This is a genomic window from Constrictibacter sp. MBR-5 (assembly GCF_040549485.1).
GTDB lineage: Bacteria > Pseudomonadota > Alphaproteobacteria > JAJUGE01 > JAJUGE01 > Constrictibacter.
The window spans coordinates 117,623-130,814 of the sequence record NZ_JBEPTK010000002.1 but is presented as its reverse complement, the minus strand read 5'-3'; the positions used below and the strand labels follow the sequence as shown (position 1 = coordinate 130,814).

The window sequence follows — 13,192 nt, the reverse complement described above, 5'->3', positions numbered from 1 at the left end:
GCACGAAGCCGCGCCGCGGGTCAAGCCTGCGGGCGCGGCGTCATATGGGGAGCGACGACGGCCGTCGCGAGCGCGGGGCGGCCGTGCGGTTCGGCAAAGCGAATCAGGCAGCGTCGACGTTGCGGGCGATGCGCTCGATCTCCTGGCGGACCAGGCGGTCGACGATGCCGGGCAGGTTGGCGTCGAGCCATTCCTTCAGCATGGGACGCATCAGTTCGCGCACCAGGTCTTCGACCGTGTGGCCCATGCCGATCGGCCAGCCGTCGGGATGGCTGCGGCGCACGCCGGCGAGACCGGCGAAGGCCGCGGAGGCGGCACCGGCGGCGGCGTCGGAGACGATGCGCTCCATGTCGGGCATCGCCGGCGTGCTCTCGACGGCGCGCAACACGGGACGCGTCGGCTCGGGCGCGGCGGCGACGGGTTCGGGCTCCGGCTCCGGCGCGGGTTCCGGCTCGAAGGCGGCTTCGGGTTCCGGTTCGTCGGCGGGCTCGGCTTCGGGCTCGGCTTCTGGCGCCGCCGGCTCGTCGAACATGCCGTTCATGATGGCGTCGATGTCGTCCTGCGACGCCGCGGCGGGCGCCGGTGCGGGAGCGGGTTTCTTCGGCGCCGGTGGGGGCGGCGGCTCCTCTACGACCTCGGTCAGTTCCAGGACGTCGTCGGCCGGATCGGCGGCGTCGGCCGAAGCGGCACCGGCGCCGGCAGCCTCACCCTCCGGGGCGGCATCGGTGCCCTCTTCGGAGATGATCCGCCGGATGGAGGCGAGAATCTCCTCCATGCTCGGCTCTGACTGGGCTGCCGCCTTCGCTTGGCTCATTGGTCGACACTCGCTCCGTTATGGCGACCGCCGGCCGCCCTTCGGAGGTCAGCGCGTCGGAGTGGCAGGTGGCGGTGTGGTTCCCCACCACTTGTTGCGCGCCGCCTCGTGATATTCGGTAGGATCGTAGTACGCGATTGGTAAACGAAGTCTTTCTGCCGTCAGCCGGCCGCTCGCCGACGCCAGCTGGAAAGCGGCCACCGCCAGATCGCGCTGCGAGCTCACCAGGTTGACGCGCGCGTCGAGCAGCGACTGCTCGGCGTCCAACACGTCGAGGACGGTGCGGGTTCCGACCAGCGCCTCCTGCTGCGTGCCTTCGAGGGCGATCTTCGAGGCCTCGATCTCGGCCTCGAGCGAGCGGATCCGGGCGCGGGCACTCTCCAGGCTCTCCCAGGCCTGGGTCGCGGCCTCGACGACCGCGCGGCGCGCCTCCTCGGCACGGGTCCGCTGCTGGCCGGCGAGCTGCTTGGCCTCGCGGACACGCGCCGCCACGCCGCCGCCCTGGTAGAGCGGCACCGTCAGCTCGCCGGCGATCCTGCCCTGGTCGATACGGCTGTCGCGCGCCTGGGAATCCCAGTCGCGGGACAAGGATGCCGTCAGGTTCACCGTCGGCAGCAGTTCACCCTCGACGAGGCGGACGTTCGCCAGCGCCGCCTGTTCGGAGAAGGTCGCGGCGAGCACGGTCGGATTGTCGGCCTGGGCGGCCTCGAGTGCGGCGGCCTTCGTGCGGGGAACGTCGAGGATCGCCGGCGGCTGCTCCAGCCGGCCCGGCAGATCGCCGACGAGCCGCTCGTAGTTCGCGCGGCTAACCTCCAGGTTGCCCTGGGCGCGGGTCAGGTCGGCACGGGCGCGCGCGGTCGCCGCCTGGGCGAGCGCCACGTCGGTGCGGGTCACCTCGCCGACCGAGAAACGGTCGTTCGTCGCGTCGTACTGGCGGTCGAGCACCCGGACGTTGTTCTCGTTCAGCTCGACGACCGCCTGGTCGCGCAGCACGTTCATGTAGGCCGTGCCGACGTCCAGGAAGACTTGCTGCTCGGTGTCGAGCAGCTGGGCGCGCTGTGCCTGGACATCGCTCTCGGCGCGGTCGGTGCCGGCGACGGTACGGCCGCCGCGATAGACCGGCTGCTGAAGGCTGAGCGCCACGCGCGACGGGTAGAGCTGGCTGTCGGTACTGGTCGTGCCGAGATTGCTGTCGACGTCGGCGATCCCGGCCGAGCCGCTGCCCGTGACGAAGGGCCGCCAGCCGGAGAGCGCCTGGCTGACGCGCTCGTCGGCGGCGCGCAGGGCGGCGCGCTGCGCATCGATGGTCGGGTTCGACTGGTAGGCCCGCACCCACGCCTCGACCAGGTTGTCGGCGTGGGCGGGCATCGCCGCGAAAGCGGCGATGGCGATCGCGGAGGCGACGCCCATGCTCCGCAGGCGCTTCAGACTGCCGCTCCGAGCCTGCTGCATGGGTTCCCGCTCCGCACGTTGCGTCGTCATGACCTAGAACACGAAGGCCGGCTTGCGGGCGAAGCCGGGCAGCAGCGGCGTCGCCGCATCGAAGGCCGCACGGCCGGACAGCGTGCCGTGCTCGCGCATGAACAGCGTACCGAGACCCATGCCGCGCGGCTGGCGCACCACGGCGACGAGGCGTCCGCCCTCGGCGAGCTGGTCGGCGATCGCCGGCGGCACCTCGTCGATGGCGCCCTGGAAGATGATCACGTTGTACGGCGCCTGCTTGGCGTAGCCGGCTTCGAGCGGCCCGCGCACGAAGACCGCATTGTCGATGCCGAGCTGGCCGAGATTCGCGGTCGCTGCCTGGACCATCTGCTCGTCGGCCTCCACGCCGACGACGGCGGCCGCGAGCCGCGCCAGGACGGCGGTCGAGTAGCCGGTGGCGGAGCCGACGTCGAGGACCAGATCCTCCGGCCCCACCTGCCCGAGCTGGACGAGACGCGCCAGGACCATCGGCTCGATCAGGTAGCGCCCGTCGCCGAGGGAGAGATCCTCGTCGACATAGGCCACGCCCCGCATCGTCTTCGGCACGAACATCTCGCGCGGAACGGACATGAAGGCATCGACCACGGGCGGGTCGGTCACATTGTTGGCGCGGATCTGGCTCTCGACCATGTTGAGCCGTGCCGCGGCGTAGTCGGTCATCCCGAACCTGTCTCCGTCGGACGCGTGCGACGCACGCCCGACTTATACAAAGCGCGCGGCGCCGGCACAACTACGGCCGCCGCCGCGGGTGTCGCCGAGCCCCTGTAAACGCCCGGAAAGCATTGATCGGCGCGGCCGGATGACCAATATCCTGCGCGGGCCCAAACGTGTGTCGGACAGGGGAACAGAATGGCAATCGAACAGAGGGGAGCCTATGGCGGCGCGCGGACGATAGATCGCGCTGCCGTCGACGTCGGCCTCCGCAAGTACATGCTCGGCGTCTACAATTACATGGCGTCGGGCGTCTTTCTCACGGGTGTCGTCGCCATGCTCGTCGCGTCGTCGCCGACGATGCTGCAGCTGATCTTCGGCACGCCGCTGAAGTGGGTCGTGATCCTGTCGCCGCTCGCCTTCGTGCTGGCGATGAACTTCGGGCTGCAGCGCTTCAGCGCGACCGCCATCCAGGCGATGTTCTGGGGCCTTTGCGTCGCCTACGGCCTGTCGTTCGCCAGCATCTTCCTGGTGTTCACGGGCGAGAGCATCGCGCGGGTGTTCTTCATCAGCGCCGGCGCCTTCGCGGCACTCAGCCTCTACGGCTACACCACGAAGCGCGACCTCTCGCCGATCGGCTCGTTCCTGATCATGGGCATGTTCGGACTGATCATCGCCACCGTGGTCAACATGTTCATCGGCAGCGACGCGATGCAGTTCGCGATCTCCGTCATCGGCGTGCTGATCTTCGCGGGCCTGACGGCCTACGACACGCAGATGATCAAGGAAATGTACGTCGAGGACGAAGAGAGCGACGTGCGCACGAAGAAGTCGGTGATGGGCGCGATGGCGCTCTACATCTCCTTCATCGCGATGTTCATGTACCTGCTGCAGATCTTCGGCAACCGCAACTGAGCGGCGGCCGAGGCCAACCTTCGAAGGCAGACTTCGAGGCCCGGGTTCGCCCGGGCCTTTTTCTTTTGGAGCGAGACGATGCGCAAATGGACGATCGCGGCCGCAGCGCTGCTGGCGGCGGGCATCCCGGCGGCGGCCGAGGAGGTCGGCAGCGTCAGCACGGTGTTCAAGCTGCTGGGCCCCAACCACAAGATCGTCATCGAGGCCTTCGACGATCCGAAGGTGGAAGGGGTCGCCTGTCACATCGCGCGCTCGAAGACCGGCGGCATCAGCGGCGCGCTCGGCCTCGCCGAGGACACCTCGGACGCCTCGATCGCCTGCCGGCAGGCCGGTCCGGTCAGGTTCGTGGGCGAGATGGAGGACGGCGAGCAAGTGTTCAGCGAGCGCCGTTCGATCCTGTTCAAGAAGCTGCAGGTCGTGCGCTTCTACGACGAGACGCGCAACACGCTGGTCTACCTCTCCTACAGCGACCGGCTGGTGGAGGGGTCGCCGCAGAACTCGATCTCGACGGTGCCGGTCATCGCGTGGCCGACGCAGGGGGCGCCCCGCCCCGAGTAGGCCGCCTACTCGGCCGGCCGCGGGTGCGGCGCGTCATGCGCCTGCCCCGCATGCCCCGAATGATCGTGGCCCGCATGGTCGCCGTGCACGTCGGCACGAACGGTGCGGCTGGCGATCAGCGTATAGGCGGCGGGGATGACGAAGAGCGTGAAGAAGGTCCCGACCAGCAGCCCGCCGACGATGACGATGCCGATCTGACTGCGCGATTCGGCGCCGGCGCCGGTCGCGATGGCGAGCGGCAGGGCGCCGAGCACCATCGCACCCGTGGTCATCAGGATGGGACGCAGGCGCAGCGACGCCGCCTCGACCACCGCCTCGTACATCTCGCGGCCCGAGGCGCGGATCTGGTTGGCGAACTCGACGATCAGGATGCCGTGCTTGGTGATCAGCCCGATCAGCGTGACGAGCCCGACCTGGCTGTAGATGTTGAGGGTGCCGCCGAACCACCAGAGCGCCGCCAGCGCCCCCGCCATCGAGAGCGGCACGGTCAGCATGATGGTGAGCGGGTCCCGGAAACTCTCGAACTGGGCGGCGAGCACCAGATAGATGAAGACGAGCGCCAGCGCGAACACGAAGACCAGGCTCGAACTCGCCTGCTTGAACTCGCGCGACTGGCCGTTGTAGTCGATCGCCGCCGTCGCCGGCAGGACGTCGCGGGCGATCCCCTCGAGGAAGCCGAGCGCCTCGCCGAGCGCGTAGCCGTCGGCCAGGTTGGCGCTGATCGTCGCCGAACGCCGCTGGTCGAAATGGTTCAGCTCGCGCGGCGCGATGCCCTCCTCGATGCGCACGAGGTTGGACAGCGGCACCATCTGGCCGCCCGCGGCGCGCACGTGGATGCGCGCCAGGTCCTGGGGATTGCGCCGGTCGACGTCGGCGAGCTGCAGGATCACGTCGTACTGCTTGCCCTCGCGCTTGAAGCGGGTGACCTGCCGGCTGCCCAGCATGGTCTCCAGCGTGCGGCCGACGGTCGCGACGGGGATGCCGAGGTCGGCGGCCTTCTCGCGGTCGATGGCGACGCGGATCTGCGGACTGTTCAGCTTCAGGTCGGTGTCGAGGTTCAGCAGACGCGCGTTCTGCGAGGCGCGCCGCAGGATCTCCTCGACCATCGTCTCCAGGTCGCGATAGGACTGGCTGGTCTGGATGACCATCTCGACCGGCCGCGACCGGATGCTCTGCCCGAGCGGCGCCGGATTGGTGGCGAAGGCGCGCAGGCCCGCCACCTGGGACATCTTCGGCGCCAGCGACGCGGTGATCTCCTGCTGCTTGCGGTCGCGGTCGTCCCACAGGGCGAGGCGGTTGAAGCTGATGAGGTTCTGCACGGTGGGCGAACCGGAGATCACCAGGGAACGCTCGATCTCCGGGACGGAGCCCAGAATATCCTCGATCTGCCGGGCATAGGTGTCCGTGTACTGCAGCGTCGCGCCCTCCGGCGCGGTGCCCAGCACGGCGATGGTGCCCTGGTCCTCGATCGGCGCGAGCTCGGACTTCAACTGGCCGAAGACCAGCACCGCGAACCCGGCCACGGCGATGCCGACGCCGAGTACGAGCCACCGCGCCCGCAGCGCCGACCAGAGCAGGCGCCGGTAGCCCCTGCGCATCCCCTCCAGCACGTTCTCGACGGCATTGTAGAACCAGCCGTGCGTCGTCTGGTGGCGGAGCAGCACCGAGCACATCATCGGCGACAGGGTCAGGGCGACGAAGCCCGAGATCAGCACGCTGCCCGCCAGGGTCCAGGCAAACTCCGTGAAGAGCTTGCCGGTGGTGCCGGTGATGAAGCCGATCGGCGCGTAGACCGCGGCCAGGGTCAGCGTCATGCCGATCACCGCGAAGGCGATCTCGCGGCTGCCCTGGAACGCCGCCCGCACGGGCGACATCCCCTCCTCCACATGGCGGTAGATGTTCTCCAGCATGACGATGGCATCGTCGACGACGAGACCGATCGCCAGCACGAGCGCCAGCAGGGTGAGCGTGTTGATGCTGAATCCGAGCGCCAGCATGATCGCGCAGCTGCCGATCAGCGACACCGGGATGGTGACCAGCGGAATCAGCGTCGCGCGCAACGAGCGCAGGAACAGGAAGATGATCAGAATGACCAGGACGACCGCCTCGGCGATCGTGTGGTAGACGTTCTCGATCGACGTCTTGATGAACAGCGCCCGGTCGTAGGCGACCGCCGCCTCCATGCCCTCCGGCAGCGCCGCGAGGACGTTGGGCAGCTCCCGCTGGACCAGATCCGATATCTCCAGCGGGTTCGCCGTCGACTGCTTGACGACCCCCACCGTGATCGAGGTACGGCGATTGAAACGGTTGATGCGGCGCTCGTCCACTGCGCCGAGTTCGGCCCGGCCGACATCCTGCAGCCGGACGAGATAGCCGTCCGCCTGACGCAGGATCATGTCGTTGAACTGCGCCGGCGTGCGCAGGTCGGATTCGGAGAGCACCGAGAATTCGCGGTTCTGGCTCTCGACGCGGCCGGAGGGGATCTCGACGTTCTGCGCACGCAGCGCCGCCTCGACGTCCTGGGTCGTGAGCCGGTAGGCCGCCATCCGCTCAGGATCGAGCCAGATGCGCATCGAGTAGCGCCGCTCGCCGAAGATGCGGACCTCGGCGACGCCCGGCAGTGTCTGCAGGGCCTCCTTCACATAGCGGTCGGCGAAGTCGCTGATCTCGAGCTGGGAGAAGCGGTCGCTGAAGAAGGAGATGTAGATCGTCGGCTGGGCGTCGGCCTCGGTCTTCTGGATGATCGGCTCGTCGATCTCGTCCGGCAGCCGCCCGCGTACCCGGCCCGTGCGGTCGCGCACGTCGCTGGCCGCGTCGTCGGGATCGCGATCGAGCAGGAAGCGGATCGAGATCTGGCTCTGCTCCTGGCGGCTGATCGAAGTCATCAGCTCGATGCCTTCGATGCCGGCGAGCGATTCTTCCAGAATCTGGGTGACTTGGCTCTCGATGATCTCGGGACTGGCGCCCGGATACTTCGTCGTGACGCTGACGATGGGCGGATCGATCTTCGGATATTCCCGGACCGACAGGCTGTTGTAGGAGACGATGCCGACGAGCACCAGGATCAGGCTGAGAACCGTCGCGAAGACCGGCCGCTTAATCGAGATGTCGGAGATGACCATGGCTCAGGAGCCCGCCTCTCCAAGGCGGCGGACGGTCACCGCACTGCCGTCGCGCACCTTCATCTGGCCGGCGACGATGACGGTGTCGCCGAGGCCGAGCCCCTTCGTGACTTGTACCTGCCCCATACGCCGCTGGCCCAGTTCGACCGCGGTGCGGACGGCCTTCCCGTCCACGACGCGGAAGACGACGTTGCCGCCCTCGACCGGCACGATCGCCTGCTCGGGCACCAGCAGGGCGTCGGCCGTGCGCTCGACCATCAGGTTCACGCGGGCGAAGAGACCCGGCCGGAGCCTGCCGTCGGGATTGTTCAGCCGCGCCCGAAGCACGACCGCCCGCCCCTCCACGTCGATGCGCGGATCGATGGCGAACACCTCGCCGGGAAACGCCTCCCCCGGATAGGCGTCGAGCGCGACCTCGATCTGCTGCCCTTCGCGAACGTCGCGCAGGGACGGTTCCGGAACGCGGAAGTCGACCTTTATCGGGTCGATGTCCTCCAGGTTCACGATGTCCTGTCCGGGATTCACATAGTCGCCGACGCTGACCTGCCGCAGGCCGAGCACGCCCTCGAACGGGGCGGTGATCCGCGTCTTGTCGATGCGTGCCTTGGCCAGGGCGACGGCCGCCTGCCCCGAACTCAGCGCGGCCAGCGCCTCGTCCCGGGTGCGGGCGGTGCCGACGCGGCGGTCGAACAGCTCGGAGGCGCGCTCGCTGTTGCGGCGCGCCAGCTGGACGCGCGACTCGGCCTCGGCCAGCTCGGCCTGATAGACCGAATCATCGAGGCTGAGCAGGAGCTTGCCCTTCTGAACCCGGTCGCCTTCCTTGAAATTGATCGAAGCGATGCGGCCGACGATCTCCGGCCGGATGACGACGGACTCGTTCGACTGGAGCGTGCCGACGGAGCCGATGCTGCGCACGACGTCGCCCCGCTCGACCCGCGCCACCTCGACGACCGTGGCACGCGGCGACTCCGCCTTCGGCGCAGGCGCAGCGGCAGCCGGACGGTCAGATGTACTGGCACCGGCCGGACGCTCGAACGCATACCAGTAGGCCCCGCCCGCGACGAGCAGCGCGACCACCAGCGCCAGCCCGACCCTCATGATCGAAACTCCACGCATGCTCCCGTTTCGGCTTTGCCCGACCGAAGTCCACTTGCCTCGTTGATCGAAGGCTTAGTATTTAGACTGATCAGTCTATTTACGACGGAGTCGGGGAAATCGCAAGCAAGCCGTGCCGGAGCAGCCCGTCCGAGCAGAAGCGCGCGGCCATCCTGTCGGCCGCGGCCGACGTGTTCTCGAAGGCCGGCTACGAGGCAGCCGCGATGGACACGATCGCGGCCGAGGCCGGGGTGGCCAAACAGACGATCTACAATCATTTCGGCAGCAAGGACGACCTGTTCCGGGCGATCGTCGCGGGCCTGACGGACGAGCTGCTGGCGACGCTGCCGCACGGCGGCACGCCCACCGACGTGCTGCGCAAGCTCGGCCTGCAGTTCCTGTCCCTGATGCTCCGCCCGACCTCGCTGGCGCTGCACCGGATGCTTGTCGCCGGCGCCGAGCGGTTCCCCGATCTGGCCCGGGAACTCTATTCCTCCGGACCGGATCATGCCGTGAGGACGCTCGCGGCATGGCTCGAGACCGAGACGCGCAAGGGTACCCTGTCGGTCGCCGAGCCGGAGACGGCGGCCGAACAGTTCTACGGCATGCTGGTCGGCCATATGCAGCTCCGCGCCCTGCTCTGCGTCGACGCCGACCCCGCGCCCGAGGAACGCGAACGGGCCGTCGATCGCGCCGTCGGCACGTTCCTGCGGGCGCATGCCGCGGCACACGGATCGGACTCCGAGCCGCCGCTCAATAGCCGCCGCGGGGATCGACCCGGTTGAGCAGCGGCTCGCCGTCGAGGGCCCTGCGGATGTTCTCCGCGACCTGCTCGGCGGCGGTCACCGGATTGGTGATGCCGGCGACGTGCGGCGTGATGGTCACTTTCGGGTGACGCCACAGCGGATGGTCGGCGGGCAGCGGCTCGGGATCGGTCACGTCGAGAAAGGCGGCGGAAAGCCGGCCCGAATCGAGCGCGGCCAACAGGTCCTCCTGCACGACGTGCCCGCCCCGGCCGGCGTTGATCAGCGCAGCGCCCTGCGGCAGCGACGCCAGCGTCCGCGCGTTCAGGATGCCCTGGGTCTGGGGCGTCAGCGGCAGGAGGCAGACCAGATAGTCGGTGCGCTGCAGGAAGGGCTCCATCCCTGCCGCGCCGGCGAATCCCTGGATGCCGTCGCCCAGGTCGCGCGGCGAGCGCGTCCAGCCGGCGACGTCGAAGCCGAGACCCGCCAGAGCCCTGCCGGTAAAGCCGCCGATCTCGCCGCAGCCTAGGATGCCGACGCGCGGCGCCTGGGGACGCCACTCCTCCAGTTCGCGCCACTCCCCCCGGCGCTGCTGCTCGGCGTAGACGTCCATGCGGCGGTCCAGCCGCAGCACAGCGTGGATCACCCACTGCGCCATCATGGTCGTCATCCACGGATCGACGATGCGCGCGAGCGGCACGTCGCGTGGCAGTTCCGGGTCGGCGAGGATGCCGTCGACGCCGGCACCAGTGCAGAGGATCGCCTTCAGATTGCGCAGCGGCACGAACATGCCGGGCTCGGCGCGGAACAGGAGAACGAACTCGATATCGTCGGGATCACCCACCTCGGGCCAGCTCCGGAACTCCTGCCCCGGCACGCGTGCCGTGATCTCGCGCTTCCAGAGCTCCGGGTCCCCGGCGCCGATCTTGAACAGGATGGCCATGACGTCCTTTCCGCTGGCGGGCCTTCATCGGCCGTTAAGGTGGTTCCTAGCAATGTCCGGACCGTCGTTTGACATCGCAAGTGGTACCCGCCAGATAGCTCGCACTTTCCCGGTTCGCTCGGACCTCCAGCCCGACGGAACCCTCGATGGAGTCCCCTACCGTATGAAGTTCGTACCCTCCTCCCTGTCCGTCACGGCCGTCGCCACGGCCGCCCTCCTCTCCGCCGGCGGTGCGCTCGCCGCCCCCGAACTGCCCAAGAGCATCGCGGTCACGGCCTATGACGTCGGCTCGTCGGGCTACAGCCAGGCCGTCGCCGTCGGCGCCGCCTTCAAGAACAACTACGGCGTGACGCTGCGCGTCCTGCCGGGCAAGAACGACGTGTCGCGCACCGTCCCGCTGCGCGAGGGCAAGGTCGACTTCTCATTCAACGGCATCGGCACCTATTTCGCCCAGGAAGGCGTCGACGTCTTCGGCACCAAGGGCTGGGGCCCGCAGGAAGCGCGCATCCTGCTGATGTCGATGGGCGGCAACTGCATCACGCAGTTCGTGGCCGAGGATGTCGGCGTGAAGACGCTGGCCGGCCTGAAGGGCAAGGGCGTCGCCCGCGTGAAGGGCTCGCCGGCGCTGAACACGAACACGCTGGCGCATCTGCGGTTCGCCGGCCTGACCTGGGACGACGTGACGCCGGTCGACGTCGGCGGCAACAGCGCCGCCTTCGACGCGATCCTGAACAACCAGGCCGACTCGTTCCTGTCGACGACGAACTCGGGCAGCATCCTGAAGACGCAGAACTCGCCGCGCGGCGTGTTCTTCCCGCCGCTGCCGCACAACGACGAAGAAGGCTGGAAGCGGGTGCACGAGGTCGCGCCCTACTACACCAAGCACGTCTGCACGGAATCCGCCGGCAACATGCCGGCCTGGGAGGGCGCCAGCTATCCGTATCCGGTGCTGATGACCTATCCGAAGCAGTCGGCCGACGACGCCTATGCCATCACCAAGGCGATGTTCGAGCAGTATCCGAACTACAAGGACGCCGCGCCGGCGGCCGCGGGCTATGCGCTCGAGAACCAGGTGCTGAAGTGGGTGGTGCCGTACCACGAGGGCGCGATCCGCTTCTACAAGGAAGCCGGCAAGTGGGGCGAGGCCGAGCAGGCCAACCAGGACGAGCTCCTGGCCCGCCAGGACGCCCTGAAGAAAATCTGGGCCGAATTCAGCAAGAGCGAGCCGAAGGGCGATTTCTATGACGCGTGGATGGCCGCCCGCTACGAGGGCATGAAGGCCGCCGGCCTGAACCCGATCTGGAAAGAGTTCAAGTAGGTCAGCCGGCCGTTCGGCTGCAGGACCGATGACATCGCCGGCGCGGAGACGACCTCCGCGCCGGCCTTTTTCTGCGCGTTTTCCGCGCGCAGCGACGTTCGCCTCGACACGACGACACCGTCGAATCCGGCCACGAAATTTGACACGGGCGCGGAAAAACGGCAAAAACGCGGCAACGCTATATCAGCGGCATGAACCGCTGTCGTACCAGGGACGGGAGATCATCATATGACATCGAAAAGTTTCGCCACGCTCGCGGCCACCACGGTGCTCGCGGCGGCCGGCAGTGCCTTCGCGGCCGGACCGGAGCTGCCCAAGAGCATCGCGGTCACGGCCTATGACGTCGGCTCGTCGGGCTACAGCCAGGCCGTCGCCGTCGGCGCCGCCTTCAAGAACAACTACGGCGTGACGCTGCGCGTCCTGCCGGGCAAGAACGACGTGTCGCGCATGGTTCCGCTGCGCGAAGGCAAGGTCGACTTCTCGTTCAACGGCATCGGCACCTACTACTCGCAGGAAGGCGTCGACGTCTTCGGCACCAAGGACTGGGGCCCGCAGGAAGCGCGCATCCTCCTGATGTCGATGGGCGACAACTGCCTCGGCCAGTTCGCGGCGGCCGACGTCGGCGTGAAGACGCTGGCGGACCTGAAGGGCAAGCGGGTCGCCCGCGTGAAGGGCTCGCCGGCGCTGAACACCAACACGCTGGCGCATCTGCGCTTCGCCGACCTGACCTGGAACGACGTCGAGCCGGTCGACGTCGGCGGCAACAACGCCGCGTTCGACGCCGTCCTGAACAACCAGGCCGACTCGTTCTTCTCGACGACGAATTCGGGCAACATCCTGAAGGTCCAGAACTCGCCGCGCGGACTGCTCTTCCCGCCGCTCCCGCACGACGACAAGGAAGGCTGGAAGCGCGTCCAGGCGCTGGCGCCCTACTTCACGCCGCACATGTGCAAGGAGTCGTCGGGCAACATGCCGGCCTGGGAGGGTGCGAGCTATCCCTATCCGGTCGTGATGAACTATCCGAGCGGATCCGCCGACGCGAGCTACGCCATGACCAAGGCGATGTTCGAGCAGTATCCGAACTTCAAGGACGCCGCACCGGCCGCCAGCGGCTATGCGCTCGACCGGCAGGTGCTGAAGTGGGTGGTGCCCTTCCACGAAGGTGCGATCCGCTACTACAAGGAAGCCGGCAAGTGGGGCGAGGCCGAGCAGGCCAACCAGGAGAAACTGCTCCAGCGCCAGAAGGCCCTCCAGGATATCTGGAAGAAGTTCGTCGCGAGCAACCCCAGCGGCGAATTCTACGACGCGTGGCTCGCCGCCCGGTACGAGGGCATGAAGGCCGCCGGCCTGGACCCGATCTGGAAAGAGTTCAAGTAGGGCCTCTCCGGACGTAGAGCAGGATGCGGGCGCCGACCATGTCGGCGCCCGTTTCCTTTGGCCCCCGCGCACGCGGCCGGGATATGTTTACAACAGCGCGGGGCAAAGCAGCGGCGACGCAATCGCCGGTATTTAAAGCTTGTCATGTCACCGCCAGCTTCTTTCGGCTGACCG

General features: G+C 68.2%; 11 protein-coding genes. 5 read left to right on the top strand and 6 right to left on the bottom strand.

The annotated features are described in order from the left end of the window. Window positions 1-103: 103 nt before the first annotated feature. Genes ABIE65_RS04600 through ABIE65_RS04590 form a run of 3 tightly spaced genes read right to left on the bottom strand, consistent with a single transcriptional unit; the run spans window position 104 to window position 2,956 of the window. Window positions 104-814 carry a DUF2497 domain-containing protein gene (locus ABIE65_RS04600; RefSeq protein WP_354075903.1) on the bottom strand — a complete coding sequence of 237 codons (711 nt, stop codon included), beginning with the start codon at window positions 812-814 and terminating at the stop codon, window positions 104-106. Between the two features lie 48 nt (window positions 815-862). After that, a complete protein-coding gene (locus ABIE65_RS04595; RefSeq protein WP_354075902.1) occupies window positions 863-2,266 on the bottom strand; it encodes a TolC family outer membrane protein in 1,404 nt (467 codons plus the stop codon). Between the two features lie 33 nt (window positions 2,267-2,299). Continuing rightward, window positions 2,300-2,956 (bottom strand): protein-L-isoaspartate O-methyltransferase family protein, encoded by a 657-nt coding sequence (locus ABIE65_RS04590; protein ID WP_354075901.1) that lies wholly within the window; start codon window positions 2,954-2,956, stop codon window positions 2,300-2,302. Between the two features lie 189 nt (window positions 2,957-3,145). Here ABIE65_RS04590 and ABIE65_RS04585 point away from each other — a divergent pair, with 189 nt between their 5' ends. Next, window positions 3,146-3,862 (top strand): Bax inhibitor-1/YccA family protein, encoded by a 717-nt coding sequence (locus ABIE65_RS04585; RefSeq protein ID WP_354075900.1) that lies wholly within the window; start codon window positions 3,146-3,148, stop codon window positions 3,860-3,862. 78 nt (window positions 3,863-3,940) lie between these two features. Then, the gene (locus ABIE65_RS04580) at window positions 3,941-4,420 is read left to right on the top strand and encodes a CreA family protein (RefSeq protein ID WP_354075899.1); all 480 of its coding nucleotides are present in this window, start codon (window positions 3,941-3,943) and stop codon (window positions 4,418-4,420) included. Window positions 4,421-4,425: 5 nt separating this feature from the next. Here ABIE65_RS04580 and ABIE65_RS04575 read toward each other — a convergent pair whose 3' ends face one another. Further along, window positions 4,426-7,542 (bottom strand): efflux RND transporter permease subunit, encoded by a 3,117-nt coding sequence (locus ABIE65_RS04575; RefSeq protein WP_354075898.1) that lies wholly within the window; start codon window positions 7,540-7,542, stop codon window positions 4,426-4,428. 3 nt (window positions 7,543-7,545) lie between these two features. Then, entirely contained in the window at window positions 7,546-8,640 is a 1,095-nt protein-coding gene (locus tag ABIE65_RS04570; RefSeq protein WP_354075896.1) for an efflux RND transporter periplasmic adaptor subunit, read from the bottom strand. Window positions 8,641-8,735: 95 nt separating this feature from the next. Here ABIE65_RS04570 and ABIE65_RS04565 point away from each other — a divergent pair, with 95 nt between their 5' ends. Beyond that, a complete protein-coding gene (locus ABIE65_RS04565) occupies window positions 8,736-9,422 on the top strand; it encodes a TetR/AcrR family transcriptional regulator (RefSeq protein ID WP_354076593.1) in 687 nt (228 codons plus the stop codon). Here the strand turns inward: ABIE65_RS04565 and ABIE65_RS04560 are convergent. Then, on the bottom strand, window positions 9,391-10,323 hold the full coding sequence (locus ABIE65_RS04560) for a 2-hydroxyacid dehydrogenase (protein WP_354075895.1): 933 nt from the start codon (window positions 10,321-10,323) through the stop codon (window positions 9,391-9,393). The genes ABIE65_RS04565 and ABIE65_RS04560 overlap by 32 nt on opposite strands. Before the next feature lie 163 nt (window positions 10,324-10,486). On the opposite strand from ABIE65_RS04560, the gene ABIE65_RS04555 reads away from it, so the two are divergent. Beyond that, window positions 10,487-11,641 (top strand): TAXI family TRAP transporter solute-binding subunit, encoded by a 1,155-nt coding sequence (locus tag ABIE65_RS04555; RefSeq protein ID WP_354075894.1) that lies wholly within the window; start codon window positions 10,487-10,489, stop codon window positions 11,639-11,641. Between the two features lie 228 nt (window positions 11,642-11,869). Continuing rightward, on the top strand, window positions 11,870-13,018 hold the full coding sequence (locus ABIE65_RS04550) for a TAXI family TRAP transporter solute-binding subunit (protein WP_354075893.1): 1,149 nt from the start codon (window positions 11,870-11,872) through the stop codon (window positions 13,016-13,018). Window positions 13,019-13,192: the final 174 nt, after the last annotated feature.